Origin of the sequence: endosymbiont of unidentified scaly snail isolate Monju (assembly GCF_000801295.1) — a bacterium.
Taxonomy (GTDB): domain Bacteria; phylum Pseudomonadota; class Gammaproteobacteria; order Chromatiales; family Chromatiaceae; genus MONJU.
Genome location: NZ_AP012978.1, coordinates 1,350,166 through 1,373,089, shown reverse-complemented (window position 1 = coordinate 1,373,089; position 22,924 = coordinate 1,350,166). Strand labels below are relative to the sequence as shown.

Here is a 22,924-nt window from a genome sequence, read left to right as displayed (position 1 = left end):
TCAGCGACGCCCGGCCTTGCGCGAGAGCAGCGCGTAGGTGGCGCCACTGCCACCGTCCCAGCGCGGCGCCGAGACGAAGGCCAGCACCGCCTCGCTCTGCAACAGCCATTGGTAGGTCTTCTGCTTGAGTACCGGCTGGCTGTCGGGCGAGTTGCGCCCCTTGCCGTGCACGATGCGTACGCAACGCAGGCCCCGGCGCAGGCTGGCGCCGAGGAAGCGGCTGAAGGCTCTGCGCGCCTCGGTGACGCGCATGCCGTGCAGGTCCAGGCTTTCCTCCGGCGGGATCAGGCCGCGTTGCAGGTCCTGGAACAGGCGGTGCTGGATGCCGGGGCGGCGAAACTCGAAGAATTCCGGGGTCTCGATGGAGAGATCGGCCAGCTCCTGCTCGCGCTGCTCGTCGGGGTGTTGCAGGGGGCGCGGTGCGCGACGCGCCCGAAAGGGCTCCACCCGGTCGGCGCGTTGCGGGCGCACACCGGCCATTGCCTCGCGGAACAGGGCGCGCTCTTCCTCGGGGATGTCGGGTTTTTTTGCCATCCCCCGATTGGACCGGGAAAGGGCGGCAGGATCAAGCGAAGATTTCATGGGTGGGATCCGCTCTCCACGCAGGGTGAGATAGGCCGGGGGATGCCGTATAGTTGCGCCTTTCCCGCAGTGGTACGACGGAAGGCATGCGAATCCTGCTCAGCAATGATGACGGTTATCTGGCACCGGGTCTGAAGGCGTTGGCCGAGGCGCTGGCGCCGCTTGCCGAGATCGACGTGGTGGCGCCCGAGCGTGACCGCAGCGGGGCGAGCAATTCGCTCAACCTGGAGCTGCCGATCCGCGCGCGCTGTGTCGAGAATGGCTTCGTGCGTGTCGAGGGGACGCCGACCGATTGCGTGCATCTGGCGATCACCGGCCTGCTCGAGACCGAGCCCGACATGGTGGTCTCGGGGATCAATTCGGGGCCGAACATGGGTGATGACGTGATCTACTCCGGCACCGTGGCCGCGGCCACCGAGGGGCGTTTCCTGGGTTATCCGGCGATCGCCATCTCCATGGGGACACACGAGCCGCAGTACTACGAGACCGGCGCCCGGGTGGCGGTGATGCTGGTCGAGAAGCTGCGCCGCGAGGGCTCGCCCGGCGACCAGCTGATCCTCAATGTCAATGTGCCCGACCTGCCCTGGGAGCAGGTGAAGGGCTTTCGTGCGACCCGGCTGGGGCATCGTCACAAGGCCGAGCCGGTGGTGCGCGCGCAGGACCCGCGTGGCCGACCCATCTACTGGGTGGGGGCGGCTGGTCCCGAGGCGGACGCAGGCGAGGGCACCGATTTCCATGCCGTGCGTAACGGCTATGTCTCGGTGACGCCCTTGCAGGTGGATCTGACCCGGCATGCCGCGGTGCCGGTATTGGGGGAGTGGCTGGCGACATGACGGCGCTGCAGGGCATCGGCATGACCTCGCGCCGCACCCGTGAGCGCCTGGTCGAACAGATTCGCGCCCAGGGAGTGCGGGACGAGCGCGTGCTGCAACGTATCCTGGAGACGCCACGCCACCTGTTCGTGGACGAGGCGCTGGCTTCGCGCGCTTACGAGAACACCGCACTGCCCATCGGGCACAACCAGACCATCTCACAGCCCTACATCGTGGCTCGCATGACCGAGGCCCTGCTCGAGTGTGGCACGCCCGAGAACGTGCTGGAGGTCGGTACAGGCTCTGGTTACCAGACCGCGGTGCTGGCGCCGCTGGTGCGCAGGGTCTACACGGTGGAGCGCATCGAGGCCCTGCTGAAGACGGCGCGCCAGCGCTTCCACCGGCTCAACCTGCTGAACGTGCGCACCAAGTATGCCGATGGCAGCATGGGCTGGCCACACTATGCGCCGTTCGACGGTATCATCGTGACCGCCGCGCCGCCCGGCATTCCGCTGGCCCTGGTCGAGCAACTGCGCCCTGGTGGTTGCATGGTGCTGCCGATCGGCAGCGGGCGTGAACAGGTGCTGGTGAGGGTGCGGCGCACCGCCAGCGGGCACGACAAGGAGATTCTCGAGCGGGTGAGTTTCGTGCCCCTGCTGGGGGGGACGAGCTGACCCCATGAAACTGTTCACGATACTCTACGACAAGGTCATGCGCTGGGCGCGCCACCCCCATGCGAGCTGGTACCTTGTCGGTCTGAGCTTCGCCGAGTCGTCCTTCTTTCCGGTGCCGCCCGACGTGATGCTCGCACCCATGAGTATGGCGCGCCCGCAACGTGCCTGGCGTCTGGCACTGCTCACCACCCTGGCGTCGGTGGCCGGCGGCGCGCTGGGTTACCTGATCGGTCGGCTGGCCTTCGATGCCATCACGCCTTTCTTGCACGACGGGGGTTACTGGGACGCCTATCAGCAGGCCCGTTCCTGGTTCGAGGCCTGGGGTTTCTGGGCCATCTTCGTGGCCGGCTTCTCGCCCATCCCCTACAAGGTGTTCACCATCACCGCCGGGGTCGTGAGCATGCCCTTTCTACCATTCGTGATCGCCTCCTTCATCGGGCGGGGGGCGCGTTTCCTGCTGGTCGCCCTGCTGATGGCCTGGGGCGGCGAGGCCATGGAACAGCATTTGCGCCGCTGGGTGGACTGGATCGGTTGGTTGACGCTGTTGGCGGTGGTCATCATAGTGGCGGTGGCCAGATACTGAACGGACAGTCGGACAGAGATTCCAGATGCCGAAGCGGACCACAGCTGCGATGCGATGGATATTGCTCCTGGTGGTTTCGGTCCTGCTGCTGAACGGTTGTTCTTCACGCTGGCGTGCGCCGATGGAGACACGGGGCGTCGCCTCACCCCCTGCCGCTTCCCGCGTGCACCGTCCCGCGCCGGCACCGTCCGTGGCTGGGCCTCGCAAGCTCAAGGCCAGCCAGTACCGGGTTCGGCGTGGCGATACCCTCTATTCCATCGCCTGGCGCGCCAACCTGGATTTTCGTTCGCTCGCGCGCTGGAACGGCATCCGGTCGCCTTACGTGATCTACCCAGGACAGTTGATCCGGCTGCGGCCCCCGGTTGTCCCGCACAGCAAGGCCTCGCCGCAGGTCACTCGCGCCAGTCACACGGCGTCTTCCGCGTCGCGGCCGAGGACGGCAGCGAGGTCTTCCCAGCCCGCCAGGGCCCGCGCCGGTACGGCGGCCAGGCCCGCGCGTCGAGTCACTCAAAAGCCGCGTTCCCTGCGTTGGAAGTGGCCTGCCAGGGGACGGCTGGTGGCCACCTGGAAGGCCGGCGATCCCCTGCGCAAGGGCATCAAGATCGCGGGTCGCGAGGGAGAGCCGGTGCTCGCCGCTGAAGGAGGCAAGGTAGTCTACAGCGGCAGTGGACTGATCGGTTACGGTCGGCTTATTATCATCAAGCATAATGAGAATTACCTGAGTGCCTATGGACACAACAGGAAGCTGCTGGTCAGACAAGACCAGCGCGTGACCAAAGGACAGAAGATTGCGGAAATGGGCAGGGCGAACGATGGGCGTCCCTTGCTGCATTTTGAAATCAGGAGAGATGGCAAGCCGGTCGACCCGCTGAAGCTCCTGCCGCATCGATGAACCACCGACTGGAGGTGAACGAGGATGCCACGGAAGAAAGCTGCCAAGACCTCTAAGGCCGATGAATCTCTCGTGGACGATCCAGTCCTCACCGCCGAGGCGGCAACCGAGGATGTCGCCGATCCGATCGTGCCTCCTCCCATGGTGGTCGACGAGGAGGCCAACAAGGCCTTCGAGGCCGGGGTGGTACCCGATAGCCAGCTCGACGCCACGCGGCTCTATCTCAACGAGATCGGTGCTTCCAAGTTGCTGACTGCTGAAGAAGAGGTCTATTACTCGCGGCTGGCGCAAAAGGGCGACGAGGCAGCGCGGCGCAAGATGATCGAATGCAATCTGCGCCTGGTGGTAAAGATTGCCCGGCGCTACATGAATCGCGGCCTGGCCCTGCTGGACCTGATCGAGGAGGGCAATCTTGGCCTGATTCGCGCGGTCGAAAAGTTCGATCCCGAGCGCGGCTTCCGCTTCTCCACGTACGCGACCTGGTGGATACGCCAAACCATCGAGCGCGCCATCATGAACCAGACGCGCACCATCCGCCTGCCTATCCACGTGGTCAAGGAGATCAACGCCTACATGCGTGCGGCACGGAAACTGGCGCAGAGCCTGGATCACGAGCCCACCGCCGAAGAGATCGCGGACCTGCTCGACAAGCCGATCGACGACGTGAAGCGCCTGCTTGGGTTGAACGAGCGCACTACCTCGGTGGACACCCCTTACGGCAAGGACGCTGACAAGCCGCTGCTCGACACCATTGCCGACGAGAAGGCCTCCGATCCCACCACCTGGCTCCAGGCCGACGACATCAACGCTCACCTCGATGAATGGCTGGCCAGGCTCAACGACAAGCAGCGCGAGGTGGTCGAGCGCCGCTTCGGCCTGCATGGCTACGAGAATGCCACGCTCGAACAGGTGGCGAAGGAACTGGGCGTGACCCGTGAACGGGTGCGACAGATCCAGATGGACGCGCTCAAGTGCCTGCGCAGCATCCTGGAGCACGAGGGCTACAACGTGGAGAACGTGTTCAACGACTAGGGGATCGCTGATAAAGGCTCTTGTCCTGCCTCCACGCATGGGGGAGGGACCTGGTCAGAAATTTCCTGGTGCCGTATCTGCCAGCTACCCGGTGGTGGGCGTGGTCAATGAGTGGCCGTTTCCTCTATGCTAGCCGCATCGAAACCCTGGAGGTACGGCATGAGCGACGACAACCGCAAAGAACGCGAGATCATGATGGTGATGCGCAAGGTCCTGGCGCAGATCATCAAGGACACCACGCCGCCGAGCAAGGCGATGAAACACCCCCTGTCCGATCAGACCATCCAGGACATCCGTGCCTGCCTGGGCCTGATCTCGGCACGCGAGCGCGAACTGGCCGATGCTGCCGGCATCCCGGTGGAAAAGCCCTACTATGCCGACGAGAAACCGGCCGCCGAAGTGGTGCCCATCAACAACATTGCCCGCCTGCGGCGCGACGACGAAGAATAAGAAGCCTCTGATCAGATCCTCTCCCGGTGCGCGGGAGAGGCAAGGCGGGAAATCGCTGAACGCCTACCAGGAGATGTAGGTATAACCTTGTTCCTGCAGCAGCATCAGGTCCTCGGCACCGATCGGCACCATGGTGGCGAAGGGCAGCAGGTCGTCTTCCGTCCAATTCAGGCCCTTCAGGGTGTTGCCGCAGGCATGGAAGGTCACGCCGTACATGGCCAGGGAGCTGGCGTGTTCCTGGAGTTCAGGACGGATGGCGCGGCGTGGCCGCTTGGCCAGCAGGTGGATACCCGGGCCGAAGACCGAGACCACGATCTCCACGTCGTCGCCATACTTGCGCACCAGTTCGCCCACTGAGAACAGGATGGCGGCCAGGTAGTCGTTGTCCGCCTTGTTGCACTGATACACGACCTTGTGTGAGGACTCTCCGAAATGGGTGGATGAGTGATCTGCGCTCGCACGTGAGCCGACCAGTGCCGCGCCGGCAGCGGTCAGCCACTTGAGCAGATTGCGTCGGCTCTGCTGGGGCATGGAGAACTCCGGTGGATGAATGCTTCCTCGTGTGAAGACGTCCGCGCCGTGCGATTGTTCCTTGATCGCCCGGGCGGGGTTTGGCCAATGACCAGGGTCAGGTGGCGCCAGCCCCGCCGGTTAGCGGGACTGGCGGTCCTTCCGGGCCTTTTGGCAGTGCTGGTTCCGCTCTTCTACTCCGAACCTATTACCTCGATGTTCATCTTGTCGCGCAGGCCGCGGATATACTCGGTCAGCTTGCGGGTGCGGATCTGCTTGATCAGTTCGTCCTTCACGTCCGACAGCTTGGGCTGGGGCAGGGTGCGGGATTTCTCGCGCAGAATGACGTGCCAGCCGAAGCGGGTCTCTACCGGTTTCTTGCTGTACTCGCCATCCTTGAGCCCGGCGACGGCCTCGGCAAAGGGCTTGACCATGCTGTCGGCCGAGAACCAGCCCAGGTCGCCGCCCATCCGCCCGGAGGGGCCGGTGGACTTCTCGCGCGCCAGCTTGGCGAAATCGGCACCCTTGTCCAGCTCGGCGATAATCGCCTTGGCCTCGTCCTCGGTCTTGACCAGGATGTGCCGTGCCTTGTATTCGTGGCGTTCGCCCTTGCCGTACTGCTTCTCGTAGGCGGCCTGGATCTCGGTATCGCTGACCGGGGCGGTCTCCATCATGTCGCCGATCACTGCGCGGGCGATGACTCGTGCCTGAGTGACTTCCAGCGCGGCCTTGACCTCGTCGGTGGCGGCCAGTTCCTGCCCGCGTGGTGAGCGGGCGACCATGAAGGTGTTGACCAGTTCGTTGAGCAGGCGGATCTGCTGTTCACGGTCCTGCGACAAGGGCTTGCCCTGCTGCGCGGCGAACACCGAGTAGTGCAGGTTGGTGACGGTGAAATCGTCGATCTTCACCAGCGGCTGGACGCCGGTCGGTGTGGTGGACTGCGGCTTCCCTTCGGCCAGGGCGAGGGCGGGGATCAGGGCCAGCAGAGGAACGAGTCGTTGGATTGTCATGGTTTGTTTCCTCAGGGCAGGACTTTCTTGAACGGTTTGACGACGACGTCGGCATAGACGCCGGCTTCGACGTAAGGGTCGGCTTCCGCCCAGGCGCGGGCAGAGTCCAGGCTGTCGAACTCCGCCACGATCAGGCTGCCGCTGAAACCGGCCTCGCCGGGATCTTCGGCTTCGACGGGAGGGTGCGGGCCGGCCAGCACCAGCCGGCCCTGTTGGGCCAGTGCCTTGAGGCGTTCCAGGTGTGCCGGCCGCGCCTGCAGGCGTTGCTGTAGGCTGTTCTCGACATCGGTGGCAATAATGGCGTACAGCATTTTCATCCATCCTCTCGGGAGACAGGGACTTCGGATTCGCGGGGCATGTGGCGCGCCAGGTACAGGCTCTGGCCGAGGATGAACACCAGGCTCAGGCCGGTCAGGCCAAACAGCTTGAAGTTCACCCAGGTCGATTCCGGGTAGTTGTAGGCCACGTACAGGTTGAGCAGGCCTTCGCCGACGAGAAAGATCACCCAGGCGCGGTTGAGATTCCTGAGTACAGCCTGAGGGAAGTCGCCCAGCTTCTCGAACAGGCGCCGCAGCAGTCCCTTGTCCATGAACCATTCGGAAAACAGCAGGGCAGCGGCGAACAGCCAGTTGACGATGGTCGGCTTCCACATAATGAAACGAGGGTCACGCAGCCCCAGGGTGAGCGCGCCAAAGCCCAGCACCAGCGCCAGGGTGATCCAGTGCATGGTTTCGATGCGGCGGCCGGCAAGCTTCATCACCACCAGTTGCAGCGCCATGGTGCCCATCAGGACCTGAGTGGCGACATAGATGTCGTAGTGCTGGTAGGCGATGAAGAACAGCAGCAGCGGGAACAGGTCGGACAGCAGTTTCATGAAATCAATGCAGGGTGTGCTTTTCGCTGAACAGGGCGTGGAAGCGGCGCATCACCTGGCGCACCGGCTCGGGATAGCCCACGCGGTCCATCTGCTGCATGCCCTCGGCGAAGAAGCGCGGGGCGTCCTCGGGCAGTTGTTCGACGATGGCGGTGAAGGCCGGTTCCATCAGGCTGGGACGATGGGTACGGGTGGCCACGATGGCGCGGTTGATCAGCAGCAGGCGCCAAGGGTGCAGATCACGGGTGCCGATTTCGCTGAGGTGCGGGCTGACTGCCTCCACGATCTCGGTGGCCAGTCCATAGAGCACTTGCATGTCCTCGGGCGAGCGTGTCTGGTTGGCATACCAGGCCAGCGCGTTGACTACTGGCGCCAGTTGCTGGATTTCCACACCGCGGCGGGCGATCCATACCCCCAGCGGCAGGCAAAGGTTTTCCAGCTCGCGCGCGCAGTCGGCCAGTTCGGCCTCGGCGGCCTGTTCGCTCAGGTCGTTGAGCAGTTGCAACCCGAAGTTGCCCAGCGCCTCGAGTTCCTCGGGCTGGCAGGCCGTCTCGGTAGATTCGCCGGCCTGGCATGCCTCGGCCTTGCGCAGGATCTTGCACAGATCGCTCATGGCGCCGATCAGGCGTTGCGGATCATCCTGTTCCGGTGATCCGGCCGGTTGCGTCTGGAGGTGCTCGAGCAGACGCTCCGCCTGCTCCCGAAACACCTCGTAAAGGTAGGCGATGTCCACGGGAAGGTTTTTCATGCCATCGAGTGTAACACCGGGATCAGTCCGCGGCATTCGGCGGGGCCGGGCGGTCCAGGTCTTCGATGATGGGGCAGCCGTCGGCGCTGTCGCGGCAAAGGTGGCGCAGCCGGGGACGGTAAAGACCTCGATACGCAGGCTCACGGGCGTCCTTCCAGCCAGATCCGCAACGGCAAGGCCAGGTAGGCGGCGACGAAGCCAACACCCCAGATCGCCACCGAGACCCCGTGGATGCGTCGATTCCAGCGCATCGCCCGACTACAGGCTGTACCCAGTACGGGGTCGGTCGGGCACTCCTGTCCCGGTCGATACAGCAGGCAGCCGGAGACCAGCAGCATCAGTCCCGACAGGGTGAAGATCCAGGCCTTGTGCTGGGTCAGGGGGATGAGAAAGGGAAAGTCCCCGGTCAGGGCGACCACAGCGCCGCCCAGACCCAGGGTCACCAGCAGGATGGGCAGGGCGCAGCACAGCAGGGTGCCGGTGGTCGAGAACAGGGTCAGCCAGATGACCCCCCGGGTGCGGGTATCGATGGCTGGCTCCTTCATTCCCCATTCTCCGCGATCGGCAGTTTCTTCATGCTGCGATAGGTAAAGCCGGCGTCGTGGAACAGCTGGCGCATCTGCTCCTCGGTGAGTTCCCGGCCCTCGGCCATATCGACCTTCACGATACCGTGGTCGAGGTCCACTTCGATGTTGCGGGTGCCCTCGATCGCCTTCAGTTTTTTCTCGACGCCGTAGGCGCAGAAGGGACAGGCCAGGCCATCGACCCGCATTTCATAGCGGGTACCGCCTGCCCAGGGGGCGCTGGCGAGAAACAGCAGGATCAGGAGGAGTGACAGGCGTTGCATGGTGGAGTCCTCGTGCTCAGAAATGATTTTCGAAGGTCAGGCGGAATCGGTAGTCGGATTGGTCCTGATGGCCGTGGAGATCTTCGTATACAGGAACCTGGACACCGGCCTTGATGGCAAAGTTGCGCCAGGTCCAGAAGATGCCGGGAGAGAGAAAGACCTCGGTTCCGCCGGTGTCGGGCAGGGAGATGCCGCGGCGTTGCGCATGCCGACCGATCTCGGTGTTCAGCTCCAGCAGCCAGACCGTGTCGGTCTCGAGATAGCCGCGCGGCTCGGGACGGATGCCGCCGACCAGGTCCAGCAGCCAGCGGTCACCGCGTTTCAGGCCGTTGCCGTCCTCGCCGTTGTAGCGATAGCGGGCGCTGGCCCAGCCGTACCAGCGCCGTCCCTCGTGGCCGTAGCTCAGGCCGGTGATGACATCGGTGGCGCCCTTGTCCAGCCCGTCCCGGGCACTGTCGGTAACGATCTTCAGGGCGACTGCTGCCGAGCGTTGCAGGGCCAGCGAATCGGCCCGCCAGAAACGGTACTTGGTGAACAGGGCCAGGTCGCCGAGTCCCTGTCGCTGCGCGCTGCCGTCGTCCACGAAGCGATAGGGCAGGTCCAGACCCACTGCCCAGTCGCCGGTGAGGCCGTGGGTCAGCTCGAGGGTCAGTGCCTGTTGTCGTTCCCGGCCGGCCTTTGCGGCCTCCCATTCCAGGGCGGTCTCGATCCCGCCCTTGTACAAGACATGGGGCCCCAGGCCGAAGATGGGGTCATGAGCTGACGCGGAGACTGGCAGCAGCAGAGCTGCCGAGGCCAGGAGGGCGATGAGTTGACGTCTGTGCATGGCGGTTTTCCCTGGTGGAAAAGCCTAGTCTAGAACCTGGAGTCGACTCCAGATCAAGCGGTTTTTTCTCCTTGTTCCGGCGGCAGGAATTGCACGCCGCTGGTGGTGCGACACTGGTATGATGATCGGATGTCCACGATGCCCGATCTGCACACTCATTCCACTGCCTCGGACGGTACCCTTCCGCCGCGGCCGAACTGGTGGCGCGCGCACAGGCCGCCGGGGTGCATGCGTTGGCGCTGACCGACCACGACACCCTCGAGGGGCTGGAAGAGGCGGCTGCCGAGGCGGCGCGGCGGGGAATGCGTTTTGTGCCGGGGGTGGAGATCTCGGTTACCTGGGGCGGGCGCACGGTGCACATCGTCGGCTTGCGGGTGGATGCCGGGAATGCCGAGTTGCAACAGGGACTGGCCGGGTTGCGCCGTTTTCGCGACTGGCGTGCCGAGGAGATCGGTCGCCGGCTCGAGCGTGCTGGTTACCCTGGGTTGTTCGAGCAGGCCCGCGCGCACTCCAACGGGCGCCTGATCAGCCGCACCCATTTTGCGCGCGCCCTGGTCGAGGCGGGGTACGCGGAGACTACCCGCGAGGTGTTCAGGCGTTTCCTGGTGAGCGGCAAGCCGGGGCATGTCCCGGGCGAATGGGCGGATCTTGCCGAGGCGATCGGCTGGATCCGCGCTGCCGGTGGGCGTGCGGTGATTGCCCACCCGGCGCGTTACGGGTTAACCCGCAGCAAGCTGCGACGGCTGATCGGCGAGTTCCGCGAGGCTGGCGGCGAAGCCATGGAGGTGATTTCCGGCAGCCACACCCGCGACGAGGTGTTCACCATGGCCGCGCACGCGCGCGACACCGGTCTGCTCGCCTCGGCCGGGTCGGACTACCACGGCCCTGAAAATCCCTGGATCGAGCTGGGGCGCCTGCCCGAGTTGCCTGCCGGGCTGTGCCCGGTGTGGCATGACTGGTCCTTGAATACTGCATCGGCTGCCCCATCTGTCGCCGTATGACGGCTCTTCCCGCTACGGATTTTGTGATGTCGCAGTTCTTCCAGATTCACCCGGACAATCCGCAGGCCCGCCTGGTCCGCCAGGCGGTGGAAATCGTGCGTGGCGGTGGGGTGATCGTCTATCCCTCTGACTCCAGCTATGCGCTGGGGGCACACCTGGGCGACAAGCGGGCCATGGACCGCATCCGCGAGATTCGCCGGCTCGACGAGCGACACAATTTCACCCTGGTCGGACGCAGCCTTTCGGAGCTGTCGGCCTACACCAAGATGGGCAACCAGGCGCACCGCTGGATCAAGCACCTCACGCCCGGCCCCTACACCTTCATCCTGCCGGCCACCAAACAGGTGCCCAAGCGCCTGATGCATGCCAAGCGCAAGACCATCGGTATCCGCATTCCTGACAATCGCATCGCGCTGGCCCTGTGCGAGGAGCTGGGGGAGCCGCTGCTCTCCAGCACCCTGATCCTGCCCGGCGAGGAGTTGCCCATGATGGACCCCTACGAGATGCGCGACCTCATCGGTCATGCAGTGGATCTGATCATCGACGGTGGTTACTGCGGTTACGAGCCGACCAGCGTGATCGCCTTCGAGGACGACCAGCCGCAGGTGGTGCGCGTGGGCCGGGGCGATGTCTCCCTGTTCGAGCCGGTATAATCGCCCGATGCAGGAACTGAGCCTGATACAGCAACTGTCGGTGATGCTGCTGCCGTTGATCTTTGCGGTCACGGTGCACGAGGCCGCGCACGGCTGGGTGGCCGACAAGCTGGGTGACCCGACCGCGCGCGAGCTCGGGCGGATCACCTTCAATCCCATTCCTCACATCGACCTGATAGGCACCATCCTGCTGCCGCTGGGACTCTATACCCTGTCCACTCTGGTCGGAGGCGTGGGTTTTCTTTTCGGTTATGCCAAGCCGGTACCGGTGGACGCCGCGCGCCTGAATCACCCTCGGCGCGACATGGCGCTGGTCGCCGCTGCCGGCCCGGGCGCCAACCTGGTGATGGCCCTGCTGTGGGTCGGTGTGGTGGCCTTGGCGCCTTACATTGGCAGCCAGTTCCCCGGGCCCGGTGTGTTCCTGATGCAGGCCGGGGCCTTCGGGGTGCTCATCAACCTGTTCCTGATGGTGCTCAACCTGCTGCCCATCCCGCCGCTGGACGGCAGTCGGGTGGTGACCTCGCTGTTGCCGCTGTCGCTGGCACACCGCTATGCCCGGCTCGAACCCTGGGGACTGGTGATCCTGCTGGTGCTGTTGCTCAGCGGCTGGCTGGGGTCGGCACTGGTGCCGATGGTCTTCAGTCTGTACAAACTGTTGCTGGGCGTGGCCCTGCTCTGAATCTTGATCGAGGAGATGTCTTGAACGCCGTAGCCGCACAACACGCACGGGTCCTCTCGGGTATGCGCCCGACCGGACGCCTTCACCTGGGACACTATCACGGGGTATTGAAGAACTGGGTCGAACTGCAACACGAGTACCAGTGCTTCTTCTTCGTTGCCGACTGGCACGCCCTGACCACCCATTACGACGACCCGTCCGCCATCCCGCAGTCCACCTGGGACATGGTCATCGACTGGCTGGCCGCCGGGGTCAATCCCAAGGAGGCGACCCTGTTCGTCCAGTCGCGGGTGCCCGAGCACGCCGAGCTGCACCTGCTGCTGTCGATGATCACGCCGCTGAGCTGGCTGGAGCGGGTGCCCAGCTACAAGGATCAGCAGGAGAAGCTCAAGGAAAAGGACCTGTCCACCTACGGCTTCCTCGGTTACCCCTTGCTGCAGTCGGCCGACATCCTGGTGTACCGCGCAGGCCTGGTGCCGGTAGGTGAGGACCAGGTGGCGCACGTCGAGCTGACCCGCGAGGTGGCGCGGCGCTTCAACCACATCTACGGACGCGAGACGGACTTCGAGCAGAAGGCCGAGCAGGCCATCAAGAAGATAGGCAAGAAGGCGGCGAAGCTGTTCAACAACTATCGCAGGGCCTGGCAGGAGCAGGGTGACGACGAGGCCCTGGCCGCAGCGCACGCCCTGCTCGAAGCACAGCAGAATATCGGCGTGGCCGACCGTGATCGCCTGTTTGGTTACCTGGAGGGTGGCGGCAAGGTGATACTGCCCGAGCCACAGCCCTTGCTCACCCGCGCCTCGAAGATGCCGGGGCTGGACGGACACAAGATGTCCAAGTCCTACGGCAACACCATTTCGCTGTCCGCGCCGCCGGCCAAGGTCGAACAGCAGTTGCGCACCATGCCTACCGACCCGGCGCGGGTGCGGCGCAGCGATCCGGGTGAGCCCGAAAAGTGCCCTGTCTGGCAATTCCACCTGGTGTACTCGGACGAGCGTACCCAGGAATGGGTGCAGGAGGGCTGTCGCTCGGCGGGCATCGGCTGCCTGGAGTGCAAGCAGCCGGTGATCGACGCGGTGCTGGCCGAGCTCAAGCCCATCCAGGAGCGGGCGCGCGAATACGAGGAACAGCCCGAGGTGGTGCAGAACATCATCAACGAAGGTTGTGAAACCGCGCGCGAGGTGGCGCGCGAGACCATGGACGAGGTGCGGCACGCGATGTCGCTGGACTATTGAACACGCAGACCGAAAGCAACGAAAAGCCGGCTTTCGTCGGCCCGCCGCAGCCGCAGCAGCAGGAGATGCCGTTCGCGGTGGTCGCCGGCGAGCCGCAGTACACCCTGCCCAAGGATCTGTACATCCCACCGGATGCCCTCGAGGTCTTTCTCGACGCCTTCGAGGGGCCGCTGGACCTGCTGCTGTACCTGATCCGCCGGCAGAACCTGGACATCCTCGACATCCCCATCGCCGAAATCACCGTGCAGTACATCCAGTACATCGAGATGATGCACGAGCTGCGCTTCGAGCTGGCGGCAGAGTACCTGGTGATGGCCGCCATGCTTGCCGAGATCAAGTCGCGCATGCTGCTGCCGCGGGTGCACACCGAGGACGAGGAGGAGGGCGAGGATCCGCGTGCCGAGCTGATCCGTCGTCTCCAGGAATACGAGCGCTACAAGCAGGCGGCCGAGGACATCCACGGGCTGCCGCAGGTGGGACGCGACGTGTTCACCGTCAAGGTCGAGGTGCCGCACAAGCAGCTCGAGCAGAAGCCGCCGGAAGTGGACCTGCGCGAAGTACTGCTGGCGCTGAAGGACGTGCTGCACCGTGCGGACATGTTCAGCAGTCACCAGATCCAGCGCGAACCGCTGTCCCTGCGCGAACGCATGAGCCGGGTACTCGACCAGGTGAACAGCGAAGGCTTTACCGCCTTCACCGACCTGTTCGACCTGGCCGAGGGTCGCCCCGGCGTGGTGGTGACCTTCATGGCGGTCCTGGAGCTGATCAAGCAGCAGCTCATCGAACTGGTGCAGGCGGAGAGCTTTGCACCCATTCACGTCAAGGCGAGGGCCTGAGATGGCAGACCCCGAGAAGCTGAAGAATATTATCGAGGCGGCCTTGCTGGCGAGCGGCGGCACCCTGTCGCTGGACGGCATGCAGGCCCTGTTCGACGAGGCCGAACAACCCGAGAAGAAGCAGTTGCGCGAGGTACTGGCGCGCCTGGCCGAGGACTACCAGGGTCGGGGCATCGAAGTCGTGGAGGTGGCCTCCGGCTGGCGCATCCAGGTGCGCCAGGACTATTCGTCCTGGGTCTCGCGCCTGTGGGCCGAGCGCCCGGCGCGTTATTCGCGCGCCCTGATGGAGACGCTCGCCCTGATCGCCTACCGCCAGCCCATCACCCGTGGTGAGATCGAGGACATCCGCGGTGTGTCGGTAAGTTCCAATATCATCCGCACCCTGCTCGAGCGTGAGTGGATCCGCGTGGTCGGCCAGCGCGACGTGCCGGGCAAACCCTCGCTGTATGGCACCACGCGCGAGTTCCTGGATTACTTCAACCTGAAGTCGCTGGACGACCTGCCGACGCTCGCCGAGATTCGCGACCTCGACGAGATCAATCGGGAGCTGGAACTCGACGATCCCGACCGTCCGGCGGACAAGGGGACGGGGGATGCGGATACGGCCGGCGATGCGAAGGACTCGGGGGGTTCCGGGGAGGACGTGAGCCTCGAAGAGGCCGCACGCGAGGTGCTGGCGGGCACGGGGATGGACGAGGCGTCCCCGGAAGAGACCGTGCAAGGGACCGGGCCCGATGCCTGATCCTCGCGGCGAACGTCTGCAGAAGGTGCTGGCCAACGCCGGTCTGGGCTCGCGCCGCGAGATTGAACAGTGGATCCGCGACGGCCGGGTGCGCATCAACGGTCGGGTCGCCCGACTGGGTGCACGCGCCACCGAAGAGGACCGGATCGAGATCGACGGCCGACCGGTGGCGGGCAAGCGCCTGGCCGGGCGCGAGCGCTTCGTCATCCTCTACAACAAGCCCGAGGGCGAGGTGGTCACGCGCCACGACCCGGAAGGGCGGCCCACGGTGTTCGATCGTCTGCCGCGTCCGCCGCAGGGGCGCTGGATCTCTGTCGGGCGGCTCGACGTGAACAGTGCCGGCCTGCTGCTGCTCACCAACGACGGCGAACTGGCCAATCGCCTGATGCACCCGAAATACCAGATCGACCGCGAGTATGCGGTGCGGGTGCACGGCGAAGTCACCGAGGACATGGTGCGCCGGCTGGTCAACGGCATCGAGCTGGAAGACGGCCCGGCGCGCTTCGAGGACGTGGTCGAATCCGGCGGTGAGGGCATGAACCGCTGGTTCCACGTGGTCATCATGGAGGGCCGCAAGCGCGAGGTGCGGCGCCTGTGGGATGCGGTCGGTGTGCAGGTCTCGCGCCTCAAGCGCGTGCGCTATGGACCGGTGATCCTCGACAGCGCGGTCAAGGCCGGGCAGTGGCGCGAGCTGGACCGGGTCGAGCGCAAGGCCTTGCTGGCGGCGGTGGGCATGAAGGCCGACCGGCCCTGGGGCACCCTGTTCCGGCCCGGCTCGTGGCTGGAGGCCCGTGCCCGGGGACGCAAGAAGGTGGTCGGCACCCCCTGGCGGCGCCGGCGCGCGACCGGGGACGATGCCGAAGACTGAGGATTTTGCGCCATCGTCCGGTGCGCTGATCGCGTTGTACGAGCGGCTGCGCGCAGCCCATGGCGCTCAGGACTGGTGGCCGGCTGACTCGCCCTTCGAGGTCGTGGTGGGCGCGGTGCTCACTCAGAACACGGCCTGGACCAATGTCGAGCGCGCCATTGCCGGGCTGAAGGGGGCCGGCATGCTCTCCTGCGAGGCCATCCTGGCTGCGTCGCACGAGGAGCTGGCCGAGCGGATTCGGCCCGCTGGCTATTTCAACGTCAAGGCGCGCAGGTTGCGGAGTCTGTGTGCTTTCCTGGCGGGCGAGGGTGGGTTGGAGGCGCTGGCAGGCCTTCCCACCACCACCCTGCGACCGGCCCTGCTGGCGGTCAACGGCATCGGTCCGGAGACGGCGGATGACATTCTGCTCTATGCCCTGGATCGCCCGGTGTTCGTGATCGACGCCTACACCCGCCGCCTGCTGGTGCGGCACGGGCTGGCCAAGGGGACGGAAGACTACGAGACCCTGCGCGCGGGATTCGAGCGTGCATTGCCGGCCGATGTGGCGCTGTTCAAGGAATACCACGCCCTGATCGTCGAGCATGCCAAGCAGGCGTGCCGGCGCCGTCCCCGCTGTGATGATTGTGCGCTGGTCGAAGCCTGCGGGCGCGTCGGCGTCACCTGACCCGGCTATTGCAGCTGCCCCCGAGCCGCAGGTTCGCGGCGAGGACGCCGCTCCTACGGATAGGAGGCCCGTCCCGGGCCGAATGTTCGCGGCGAAGACGCCGCTCCTGCCGCAGGGGGGCGTCCTTGGACGGAACCGTTTGCTGCGGGGACGCTGCTCCTGCCAGGCGTTTCCTGGTGAAAAACCGCCGGAATCGGGATGCCGGTGAAATATGAAATATCCGGGCTGGCTCAGGCCAGTTCGACGCGGTCGCGGCCGGCTTCTTTTGCCTGGTAGACGGCCTGATCGGCGCGTTCGAACAGGGATTCGGGCGACTCGTCCTCGGTGAGTTCGGCCACTCCGATGCTCACGCTGAGATCCACCGGCTGGCCATCGATGGTGCGGATGCCGGCGACCGCCTCGCGGATGCGCTCGGCCAGAAGGCGTGCACCATCACGGCCGGCGTGCGAGGCCAGTACGACGAACTCCTCGCCACCATAGCGGAACAGCAGGTCCGAACGGCGCACGGTGGCTGACATGGCGTTGGCCAGGGCGCGCAGCACGTCGTCACCGAAGGCGTGACCGTACTCGTCGTTGAATCGCTTGAAGTGGTCTGCGTCGATCACCAGCATCGACAGTGTCGCGCGCTGGCGACGCGCCAGGTCGACCTCGCGTTGCAGGGCGTGTTCCAGGGCCAGCCGGTTCTGGATACCGGTGAGCGGGTCGTGCGAGGCCAGGCGCAGGGCCTCGAGGTAGCTCAGGGCGTTGCGTAACGGATAGACCAGGGCGCACAGCAGGTTTTCCAGCGTGTGCAGTTCGTCCTCGCTGAAGGGGAGGTCACGGAAGAAGCTGATCACGCCCAGCGAACGGTCATCCAGTTGCAGATCGTAGGCGGCCTTGTGGGTGGTCTGCTCGCCGTGTCGGATCAGCACCCTGGCTGCGGGGTTGTCGTATTCCAGGCCGTCGATCGGCACATCATCGCGGATGCTGCGCGCGAACAGGGTGATCTGTTGTTCCAGGTCCAGTGTGGTCTGCAGGATGCCGGACAACTCGAGCACCCGGGGACCGAGGGTTTCGGGCGCCGGTGGAGTCACCGGACCGTGCATCTGCTGGGTTTCGACCACTGCAAATCCGCCTGTTGTTGTTTGTGTCGAGCTGTGCATTGCATTATCCCTGGCTGGGGTGGTTCTCGCCAGAGGGCTAGCGAAAGCTGTGCCAAAACATAAAAACCACTATTTATCAATAGTTTGATGATGTGCCTTTAAGGGTGTCGGCAAAATGTCGTCATAGGCGGCAGGCACGAAAGGACTAAATGACGAACTCCCGACGCAGCGAGATCGAGCGGAGGGAATGCCGCAGGACCGTCCGATGTCTTAGAGTTGGGTGAAACACGAACGGAGAGCGTATGCCATGAGATCCCTGTTACTGATCTGTTGCTGCCTGTTGTCGTTGGGATTGCACGCAACGCCCGCCAGTGAGGCTGCCCTGCTCGAGGCTGGCGTCAATCCTGGATACGAAGAAAAGCCTGCCTGGTTCAAGGAATCCTTTCTCGACATCCGCGAGGACGTGGCCGAGGCGGCGGAGGCCGGCAAGCGGGTGATCCTGTACTTCTATCAGGACGGTTGCCCCTATTGCGCCAAGTTGCTCAAGGACAATTTCGGCAACCGGGCCATCGCCGAGAAGGCGCAGCGCCACTTCGATGTCATTGCCATCAACATGTGGGGCGACCGCGAGGTGACCGATTTTGCAGGGCGCCCCGCCACCGAAAAGCAGTTCGCCAGTGCCCTGCGCGTGCAGTACACCCCCACCTTGCTGATGCTCGACGAGCAGGGGCAGGTGGTGCTGCGCATCAACGGCTATTTCGAGCCGCACAAGTTCGACGTGGCGCTCGACTACGTGGCCGGGCATCACGAGAAGGAGGGAGATTTCCGATCCTATTACGCGCGGGTTTCGCCGGTGCCGGCGAGCGGCAAGCTGCACGAGCTGCCCGGTTCATTGCCGCATCCGCTGCGCCTGAAGGATGCGCCCGAGCGCACCTGGCGTCCGCTGGTGGTGTTCTTCGAGCAACGGGTGTGTCGCGAGTGCGACGAGTTGCACCAGGACATCCTCGAGCGCCGCGCGGTCGCCACGGCGCTCACCAACCTGGACACCGCGGTGGTGGACATCTGGTCGAAGGAGATCGTGCAGACCCCGGATGGACGCGAACTGCCGGCGCGTGACTGGGCGCGCGAACTGGGTATCCAGTTCGCGCCCAGCCTGGTGTTCTTTGGCGCCGATGGCAAGGAAGTGTTCCGTACCGAAGCCTACCTGCGCACCTATCACCTGCATGGAGCGATCGACTACGTGGTGAGTGGCGCCTGGCGTCACCAGCCCAATTTCCAGCGCTTTCTGCAGCACCGGACCGACCTGCTGCATGCGCGCGGCTTCAAGGTCGACCTGATGGAGTGACTCAGTCGCGCACCAGGGCGAAGCGTCCGCCACCGAGCAGGGCGACGGCGATGCCGCACAGCAGGTAGAGGCCCTGCAATTCGAGCTGCCAGCCACCGTTTTCGGTCAGCGCAAAGAGCTGGTGGCGATGCACCAGGAAGATGGCGAACAGCATGTTGATCGCCACCAGCACACCAGCCAGGCGGGTGAAGATGCCGAACAGCAGCATGAGGGGTGCCAGGATCTCGCCGACGTAGACACCATGCACCAGGAAGGTCGGCAAATGGCTGGCGGCCAGGCGGCCGGTGATGAAGTCGATGGCCTGCGGGTGCAGGATCTTGGCGATGCCGTGGAACAGGATCAGGGCGCCGAGGCTCAGGCGCAACACCAGCCTCCCGATGTCCCCGGACAGGGATGAAGATTGTTCGAACATGGTCGCCTTCCCCGCGGCAGTTGACGGGCTGCCGTTCCGATTGAGGCTAGGCACATAAAGGAGGACTGTCAAACGGGCCTCCTGTGTCGTGTGAAGAGGATCACCGCCTGTTCCGGTATTTGCGTTCGGCCACGGTTGGGAGGGAAAGGGCTGGGTTCATGGCACGGATCCTTGAGTCCAGGGCTTTTGGAGTGGCATTCCCGGGCGGTTCCTGTTGTCCGTTCTTTCCGGGGTTCTCGATGTTTCGTGTGGAATCTTCCATGAAGCCGGTGCCCGTGTAGCCAAGGTCCCGGCTCGATCTCGCCGCCGGCTCACGGCCACTGTACAATGCCGCGCATGTCTGGAAACACCATCGGAAAAATCTTCACGGTCACCTCGTTCGGCGAGAGCCACGGGCCGGCCATCGGCTGCATCATCGACGGCTGTCCGCCGGGGATGGCGCTGTCGGCGGCCGACATACAGCCCGACCTGGACCGCCGCCGTCCGGGGAAGACCCGTCACACCACCCAGCGCCGCGAGCCCGACGAGGTGCAGATCCTTTCGGGCGTATTCGAGGGCAAGACCACCGGTACGCCCATCGGCCTGTTGATCCACAATACCGATCAGCGCTCCAAGGATTATGGCGAGATCGCGCAGAAGTTCCGTCCGGGACACGCCGACTATACCTACATCCAGAAGTACGGCATCCGCGACTACCGCGGCGGTGGGCGTTCCTCGGCGCGCGAGACGGCGATGCGTGTGGCCGCTGGCGCGGTGGCCAAGAAGTACCTGCGCGAGCGCTGCGGGGTGGTGATCCGCGGCTACCTGTCGGCACTAGGGCCGAACCGGCCGACATCGTTTTCCTGGGAGCCGGTCGAGAACAATCCCTTCTTCTGGCCGGATGCAGGGCAGGTGGCCGAGCTCGAGGCCTACATGGATGCCTTGCGCAAGTCGGGTGACTCGGTCGGTGCCGAGGTGTCGGTGGTTGCCGAGGGCGTGCCGCCTGGCTGGGGCGAGCCGGTGTTCGACCGTCTGGACGCGGACATCGCGCATGCGCTGATGAGCATCAATGCCGCCAAGGGTGTGGAGATCGGCGCGGGGTTTGCCAGCGTCGCGCAGAAGGGTACCGAACATCGCGACCAGATGACTCCCGAGGGCTTCCTCTCGAACCATGCCGGCGGGGTGCTCGGTGGCATCTCCAGTGGCCAGGACATCGCCACCCGGCTGGCCTTCAAGCCGACTTCGAGCATCCGCCTCGGTGGGCAGACAGTGGACGTGCAGGGGGCGCCGGTGGATGTGATTACCAAGGGGCGGCACGACCCCTGTGTGGGCATCCGCGCGGTGCCCATCGTCGAGGCCATGCTGGCAATCGTGCTCATGGATCACGCCCTGCGGCACCGCGCGCAGAACGCCGACGTGCGACCGGAGACGCCGGTCATCCCCGCCCGCCCCGGTGACTGAGTCGTCCAGCGCGCGCCGGCCCATGCCGTACTGGCGCCTGTCGTCCTTCTACTTCTTCTACTTCGCGGTGCTGGGGATACTGGTTCCGTACTGGGGCCTGTTCCTGCAACACCGTGGCTTCGACGCGATGGCCATCGGCCAGTTGATGGCCATCCTGATGGCGACCAAGATCGTCGCGCCCAACCTCTGGGGCTGGTTGGGCGACTACCTGGGCCACCGCATGATGATCGTGCGTGCCGCTTCCCTGGCCTCGGTGCTGGTGTTCGGCCTGATGTTCGTGGTGCGTGATTTCTGGGCCGTGGCGCTGGCGATGGCGCTCTACAGCTTCTTCTGGAACGCCTCGCTGCCGCAGTTCGAGGTGATCACCCTCAACTACCTGGGCGACCGCGCCACCCGTTATGCACGCATCCGCGCCTGGGGCTCGATCGGTTTCATCATCGCGGTGGTGGCGCTGGGCGTACTGGTCGATCGTGCGGGGACCGCGGTGGTGCTGCCTTCGGTGATGGTCATCTTCGTCAGCATCTGGCTCACCTCGCTGACCGTGCGCGACCCCGACCCGGAGCCGCACCCCGCGCAACAGGTCTCGCTGGGCAGCCTGTTGCGCCAGCCGCCGGTGATCGCCTTCTTCGTGGCGGTGATGCTGATGCAGGCCAGCCACGGGCCCTACTATACGTTCTATTCCATCTACATGGAGGACCACGGCTACAGCAAGACCCTGATCGGTCAGCTCTGGGCGCTGGGTGTGCTCGCCGAGGTGGCCATCTTCATGGTCATGCACCGCCTGCTCGAGCGCTTCGAGGCGGCGCGGGTGCTGGTCGCCAGTCTTGGTCTGGCCACGTTGCGCTGGCTGCTGATCGGTTATCTGCCCGGCTCGGTGGTCGCGCTGCTGTTCGCCCAGTTGCTGCACGCAGCCACCTTCGGCACCTTTCATGGTGCGGCCATCGACCTGGTCCATCGACAGTTTCCGGGGCGCCTGCAGGGCAGGGGGCAGGCACTGTATTCCAGCCTGAGCTTCGGCGTGGGCGGGGCCATCGGCAGCCTGGCCAGCGGTCTGGCCTGGGATGCCCTGGGACCGGCGACCAGTTTTCTGCTGGCCGCGCTCACGGCCCTGCTCGGCGCCCTGGTGGTCTGGAAGGGCCTCTGTGGTGCTGCGCGGGCTTGAGCCTTATCATCGGGCTTTCCTTCGAATCGTTGGATCATTCATGGCAGTGACTCAAGACAAGCGGCGAGGCGCGTGCTGGCCCTGGCTGGTGCTTGGCCTGATGGGATTGGTGGCCGCCGGGCTGATCGCCACCCGGCCGCAGACCGAGCCGCTGGCCATCAAGGAGCGTGCCTGGCGGGTGGCGGTGGTCGCCGCCGAACCGCAGACCCTGGCGCCGCACCTGACCCTGTACGGCCGACTCGAATCGTTGTGGTCCACCCAGCTCAGCGCGCCGGTGGCCGCCGAGGTGCTCGAGGTGGCCGTGACCGAGGGCGAAACGGTGCGCCGCGACCAGGTGCTGGTGCGCCTGGACGAGCGCGACAGCCGCCTGCGCCTGCAACAGCGCGAGGCCGAGGTGCGCGATGCCCGTGCACGGATCGAGGCCGCGCGCGATCAGGTCCGCCTCGAGCTCGAACGTTGCACCGTGCGCGCGCCTTTCGACGGCTGCGTGGCGCGCCTGTCCACCGCGCCGGGGCGCCGTACCCGCATCGGCGATCCCCTGCTTACCGTCTATGACACCGGGGCCATGGTAGTACGCGCGCTGATCCCCGAGCGCTACCTGCCACGGGTGCGCGCGGCCATGGCGGCGGGTGCACCGCCCGAGGTGCGTGGCGAGCTCGACGGGATCGGACTGAACGGACGCCTGCGTGGCCTGAGCGGCGAGGTGACGGCGGGCAGCGGCGGGGTGAGTGGCCTGTTCGATATCCAGGGGGACATCGGGGTGTTGCGCCAGGGCCGCCTCCTGCGCCTGGACATGACCCTGCCCGCCGAGCCCGATGTGGTCGTGCTGCCGCACGAGGCGGTCTATGGCGTCGACAAGGTGTACATCGTGGACCGGGAATCGCGCATGCGGCCGGTACGGGTCGAACGCCTGGGCGAGGTGCGGGGCGATGACGGGGCAGCACGCGCCTGCTGGTGCGCTCGCC

General features: G+C 65.3%; 27 protein-coding genes and 2 pseudogenes. 18 read left to right on the top strand and 11 right to left on the bottom strand.

The features are described 5' to 3' along the window. Positions 1 to 534 (bottom strand): Smr/MutS family protein, encoded by a 534-nt coding sequence (locus EBS_RS06570; RefSeq protein ID WP_043107892.1) that lies wholly within the window; start codon positions 532 to 534, stop codon positions 1 to 3. A gap of 134 nt (positions 535 to 668) precedes the next feature. On the opposite strand from EBS_RS06570, the gene surE reads away from it, so the two are divergent. From surE to EBS_RS06540, 6 genes are all read left to right on the top strand, one after another. Then, positions 669 to 1,415, top strand: a complete 747-nt coding sequence (surE, locus tag EBS_RS06565; protein ID WP_043107891.1) for a 5'/3'-nucleotidase SurE — start codon at positions 669 to 671, stop codon at positions 1,413 to 1,415. Further along, a complete protein-coding gene (locus tag EBS_RS06560) occupies positions 1,412 to 2,068 on the top strand; it encodes a protein-L-isoaspartate(D-aspartate) O-methyltransferase (RefSeq protein ID WP_043107890.1) in 657 nt (218 codons plus the stop codon). Before surE ends, EBS_RS06560 begins: the two co-directional genes overlap by 4 nt. A gap of 4 nt (positions 2,069 to 2,072) precedes the next feature. After that, complete coding sequence (locus tag EBS_RS06555) at positions 2,073 to 2,651, top strand: YqaA family protein (RefSeq protein ID WP_043107888.1); 579 nt, start codon at positions 2,073 to 2,075, stop codon at positions 2,649 to 2,651. A 556-nt stretch (positions 2,652 to 3,207) separates the two neighbouring features. Beyond that, a complete protein-coding gene (locus EBS_RS14565) occupies positions 3,208 to 3,543 on the top strand; it encodes a peptidoglycan DD-metalloendopeptidase family protein (RefSeq protein WP_052199368.1) in 336 nt (111 codons plus the stop codon). Between the two features lie 24 nt (positions 3,544 to 3,567). Continuing rightward, on the top strand, positions 3,568 to 4,575 hold the full coding sequence (gene rpoS, locus EBS_RS06545) for an RNA polymerase sigma factor RpoS (protein WP_043107884.1): 1,008 nt from the start codon (positions 3,568 to 3,570) through the stop codon (positions 4,573 to 4,575). 159 nt (positions 4,576 to 4,734) lie between these two features. After that, complete coding sequence (locus EBS_RS06540; RefSeq protein ID WP_043107882.1) at positions 4,735 to 5,025, top strand: hypothetical protein; 291 nt, start codon at positions 4,735 to 4,737, stop codon at positions 5,023 to 5,025. A gap of 63 nt (positions 5,026 to 5,088) precedes the next feature. On the opposite strand, the gene EBS_RS06535 is transcribed toward EBS_RS06540, so the two are convergent. The 8 genes from EBS_RS06535 to EBS_RS06500 all read right to left on the bottom strand — a co-directional run bounded on the left by EBS_RS06535 (position 5,089) and on the right by EBS_RS06500 (position 9,840). Beyond that, positions 5,089 to 5,556 (bottom strand): DsrE family protein, encoded by a 468-nt coding sequence (locus tag EBS_RS06535; RefSeq protein WP_043107880.1) that lies wholly within the window; start codon positions 5,554 to 5,556, stop codon positions 5,089 to 5,091. A gap of 173 nt (positions 5,557 to 5,729) precedes the next feature. Then, entirely contained in the window at positions 5,730 to 6,545 is an 816-nt protein-coding gene (locus EBS_RS06530) for a peptidylprolyl isomerase (RefSeq protein WP_052199367.1), read from the bottom strand. An 11-nt stretch (positions 6,546 to 6,556) separates the two neighbouring features. Further along, positions 6,557 to 6,856, bottom strand: a complete 300-nt coding sequence (locus EBS_RS06525; RefSeq protein ID WP_043107879.1) for a YciI family protein — start codon at positions 6,854 to 6,856, stop codon at positions 6,557 to 6,559. A gap of 2 nt (positions 6,857 to 6,858) precedes the next feature. Next, entirely contained in the window at positions 6,859 to 7,419 is a 561-nt protein-coding gene (locus EBS_RS06520) for a septation protein A (protein WP_043107877.1), read from the bottom strand. 4 nt (positions 7,420 to 7,423) lie between these two features. Next, complete coding sequence (locus tag EBS_RS06515; protein WP_043107876.1) at positions 7,424 to 8,167, bottom strand: hypothetical protein; 744 nt, start codon at positions 8,165 to 8,167, stop codon at positions 7,424 to 7,426. 140 nt (positions 8,168 to 8,307) lie between these two features. Next, entirely contained in the window at positions 8,308 to 8,712 is a 405-nt protein-coding gene (locus EBS_RS06510) for a hypothetical protein (protein ID WP_043107875.1), read from the bottom strand. After that, positions 8,709 to 9,014, bottom strand: a complete 306-nt coding sequence (locus EBS_RS06505) for a heavy-metal-associated domain-containing protein (protein ID WP_043107874.1) — start codon at positions 9,012 to 9,014, stop codon at positions 8,709 to 8,711. The genes EBS_RS06510 and EBS_RS06505 overlap by 4 nt, the downstream gene beginning before the upstream one ends. Positions 9,015 to 9,030: 16 nt before the next feature. Then, positions 9,031 to 9,840: a hypothetical protein gene (locus tag EBS_RS06500; RefSeq protein ID WP_043107873.1), complete on the bottom strand. Its 810-nt coding sequence runs from the start codon at positions 9,838 to 9,840 to the stop codon at positions 9,031 to 9,033. 200 nt (positions 9,841 to 10,040) lie between these two features. Here EBS_RS06500 and EBS_RS06495 point away from each other — a divergent pair, with 200 nt between their 5' ends. The 8 genes and pseudogenes from EBS_RS06495 to EBS_RS06460 all read left to right on the top strand — a co-directional run bounded on the left by EBS_RS06495 (position 10,041) and on the right by EBS_RS06460 (position 16,518). Next, on the top strand, positions 10,041 to 10,841 hold the full coding sequence (locus EBS_RS06495; protein WP_408065667.1) for a PHP domain-containing protein: 801 nt from the start codon (positions 10,041 to 10,043) through the stop codon (positions 10,839 to 10,841). 26 nt (positions 10,842 to 10,867) lie between these two features. Beyond that, positions 10,868 to 11,494, top strand: coding sequence for an L-threonylcarbamoyladenylate synthase (locus EBS_RS06490; protein WP_043107872.1), 627 nt, complete (start codon positions 10,868 to 10,870; stop codon positions 11,492 to 11,494). A 7-nt stretch (positions 11,495 to 11,501) separates the two neighbouring features. After that, on the top strand, positions 11,502 to 12,173 hold the full coding sequence (locus EBS_RS06485; RefSeq protein ID WP_043107869.1) for a site-2 protease family protein: 672 nt from the start codon (positions 11,502 to 11,504) through the stop codon (positions 12,171 to 12,173). A gap of 20 nt (positions 12,174 to 12,193) precedes the next feature. Continuing rightward, the gene (locus EBS_RS06480) at positions 12,194 to 13,408 is read left to right on the top strand and encodes a tryptophan--tRNA ligase (RefSeq protein ID WP_043107867.1); all 1,215 of its coding nucleotides are present in this window, start codon (positions 12,194 to 12,196) and stop codon (positions 13,406 to 13,408) included. A 65-nt stretch (positions 13,409 to 13,473) separates the two neighbouring features. Then, on the top strand, positions 13,474 to 14,244 hold the full coding sequence (locus EBS_RS06475; protein ID WP_052199613.1) for a segregation and condensation protein A: 771 nt from the start codon (positions 13,474 to 13,476) through the stop codon (positions 14,242 to 14,244). Between the two features lies 1 nt (position 14,245). After that, positions 14,246 to 14,986 (top strand): SMC-Scp complex subunit ScpB, encoded by a 741-nt coding sequence (scpB, locus tag EBS_RS06470; RefSeq protein WP_070104721.1) that lies wholly within the window; start codon positions 14,246 to 14,248, stop codon positions 14,984 to 14,986. After that, positions 14,979 to 15,725 (top strand): annotated as a pseudogene (gene rluB / locus EBS_RS06465) (23S rRNA pseudouridine(2605) synthase RluB); the annotation flags it as partial. The gene scpB and the pseudogene rluB, both read left to right, overlap by 8 nt. Before the next feature lie 115 nt (positions 15,726 to 15,840). Further along, positions 15,841 to 16,518 carry an endonuclease III domain-containing protein gene (locus EBS_RS06460; protein ID WP_052199365.1) on the top strand — a complete coding sequence of 226 codons (678 nt, stop codon included), beginning with the start codon at positions 15,841 to 15,843 and terminating at the stop codon, positions 16,516 to 16,518. Between the two features lie 230 nt (positions 16,519 to 16,748). Here the strand turns inward: EBS_RS06460 and EBS_RS06455 are convergent, their stop codons facing one another. Then, entirely contained in the window at positions 16,749 to 17,621 is an 873-nt protein-coding gene (locus EBS_RS06455) for a GGDEF domain-containing protein (protein ID WP_052199364.1), read from the bottom strand. 286 nt (positions 17,622 to 17,907) lie between these two features. Here EBS_RS06455 and EBS_RS06450 point away from each other — a divergent pair, with 286 nt between their 5' ends. Next, the gene (locus EBS_RS06450; RefSeq protein WP_043107861.1) at positions 17,908 to 18,945 is read left to right on the top strand and encodes a thioredoxin family protein; all 1,038 of its coding nucleotides are present in this window, start codon (positions 17,908 to 17,910) and stop codon (positions 18,943 to 18,945) included. 1 nt (position 18,946) lies between these two features. Here the strand turns inward: EBS_RS06450 and EBS_RS06445 are convergent, their stop codons facing one another. Beyond that, the gene (locus EBS_RS06445) at positions 18,947 to 19,357 is read right to left on the bottom strand and encodes a DoxX family protein (RefSeq protein WP_043107859.1); all 411 of its coding nucleotides are present in this window, start codon (positions 19,355 to 19,357) and stop codon (positions 18,947 to 18,949) included. Positions 19,358 to 19,693: 336 nt separating this feature from the next. On the opposite strand from EBS_RS06445, the gene aroC reads away from it, so the two are divergent. From aroC to EBS_RS14560, 3 genes and pseudogenes are all read left to right on the top strand, one after another. After that, positions 19,694 to 20,797, top strand: a complete 1,104-nt coding sequence (gene aroC, locus EBS_RS06440; protein ID WP_043109372.1) for a chorismate synthase — start codon at positions 19,694 to 19,696, stop codon at positions 20,795 to 20,797. Between the two features lie 22 nt (positions 20,798 to 20,819). Further along, the gene (locus EBS_RS06435; protein WP_043107857.1) at positions 20,820 to 21,959 is read left to right on the top strand and encodes an MFS transporter; all 1,140 of its coding nucleotides are present in this window, start codon (positions 20,820 to 20,822) and stop codon (positions 21,957 to 21,959) included. Beyond that, positions 21,859 to 22,680, top strand: a pseudogene (locus EBS_RS14560) (efflux RND transporter periplasmic adaptor subunit); the annotation flags it as partial. The gene EBS_RS06435 and the pseudogene EBS_RS14560, both read left to right, overlap by 101 nt. Positions 22,681 to 22,924: the final 244 nt, after the last annotated feature.

Bases quoted from the DNA above. Each gene is read 5' to 3' on its own strand.
- EBS_RS06570 (WP_043107892.1), bottom strand. From the start codon at position 534: ATGGCAAAAAAACCCGACATCCCCGAGGAAGAGCGCGCCCTGTTCCGC.
- surE (WP_043107891.1), top strand. From the start codon at position 669: ATGCGAATCCTGCTCAGCAATGATGACGGTTATCTGGCACCGGGTCTG.
- EBS_RS06560 (WP_043107890.1), top strand. From the start codon at position 1,412: ATGACGGCGCTGCAGGGCATCGGCATGACCTCGCGCCGCACCCGTGAG.
- EBS_RS06555 (WP_043107888.1), top strand. From the start codon at position 2,073: ATGAAACTGTTCACGATACTCTACGACAAGGTCATGCGCTGGGCGCGC.
- rpoS (WP_043107884.1), top strand. From the start codon at position 3,568: ATGCCACGGAAGAAAGCTGCCAAGACCTCTAAGGCCGATGAATCTCTC.
- EBS_RS06540 (WP_043107882.1), top strand. From the start codon at position 4,735: ATGAGCGACGACAACCGCAAAGAACGCGAGATCATGATGGTGATGCGC.
- EBS_RS06535 (WP_043107880.1), bottom strand. From the start codon at position 5,556: ATGCCCCAGCAGAGCCGACGCAATCTGCTCAAGTGGCTGACCGCTGCC.
- EBS_RS06530 (WP_052199367.1), bottom strand. From the start codon at position 6,545: ATGACAATCCAACGACTCGTTCCTCTGCTGGCCCTGATCCCCGCCCTC.
- EBS_RS06525 (WP_043107879.1), bottom strand. From the start codon at position 6,856: ATGCTGTACGCCATTATTGCCACCGATGTCGAGAACAGCCTACAGCAA.
- EBS_RS06520 (WP_043107877.1), bottom strand. From the start codon at position 7,419: ATGAAACTGCTGTCCGACCTGTTCCCGCTGCTGCTGTTCTTCATCGCC.
- EBS_RS06515 (WP_043107876.1), bottom strand. From the start codon at position 8,167: ATGAAAAACCTTCCCGTGGACATCGCCTACCTTTACGAGGTGTTTCGG.
- EBS_RS06510 (WP_043107875.1), bottom strand. From the start codon at position 8,712: ATGAAGGAGCCAGCCATCGATACCCGCACCCGGGGGGTCATCTGGCTG.
- EBS_RS06505 (WP_043107874.1), bottom strand. From the start codon at position 9,014: ATGCAACGCCTGTCACTCCTCCTGATCCTGCTGTTTCTCGCCAGCGCC.
- EBS_RS06500 (WP_043107873.1), bottom strand. From the start codon at position 9,840: ATGCACAGACGTCAACTCATCGCCCTCCTGGCCTCGGCAGCTCTGCTG.
- EBS_RS06490 (WP_043107872.1), top strand. From the start codon at position 10,868: ATGTCGCAGTTCTTCCAGATTCACCCGGACAATCCGCAGGCCCGCCTG.
- EBS_RS06485 (WP_043107869.1), top strand. From the start codon at position 11,502: ATGCAGGAACTGAGCCTGATACAGCAACTGTCGGTGATGCTGCTGCCG.
- EBS_RS06475 (WP_052199613.1), top strand. From the start codon at position 13,474: ATGCCGTTCGCGGTGGTCGCCGGCGAGCCGCAGTACACCCTGCCCAAG.
- scpB (WP_070104721.1), top strand. From the start codon at position 14,246: ATGGCAGACCCCGAGAAGCTGAAGAATATTATCGAGGCGGCCTTGCTG.
- EBS_RS06460 (WP_052199365.1), top strand. From the start codon at position 15,841: ATGCCGAAGACTGAGGATTTTGCGCCATCGTCCGGTGCGCTGATCGCG.
- EBS_RS06450 (WP_043107861.1), top strand. From the start codon at position 17,908: ATGAGATCCCTGTTACTGATCTGTTGCTGCCTGTTGTCGTTGGGATTG.
- EBS_RS06445 (WP_043107859.1), bottom strand. From the start codon at position 19,357: ATGTTCGAACAATCTTCATCCCTGTCCGGGGACATCGGGAGGCTGGTG.
- aroC (WP_043109372.1), top strand. From the start codon at position 19,694: ATGTCTGGAAACACCATCGGAAAAATCTTCACGGTCACCTCGTTCGGC.
- EBS_RS06435 (WP_043107857.1), top strand. From the start codon at position 20,820: ATGCCGTACTGGCGCCTGTCGTCCTTCTACTTCTTCTACTTCGCGGTG.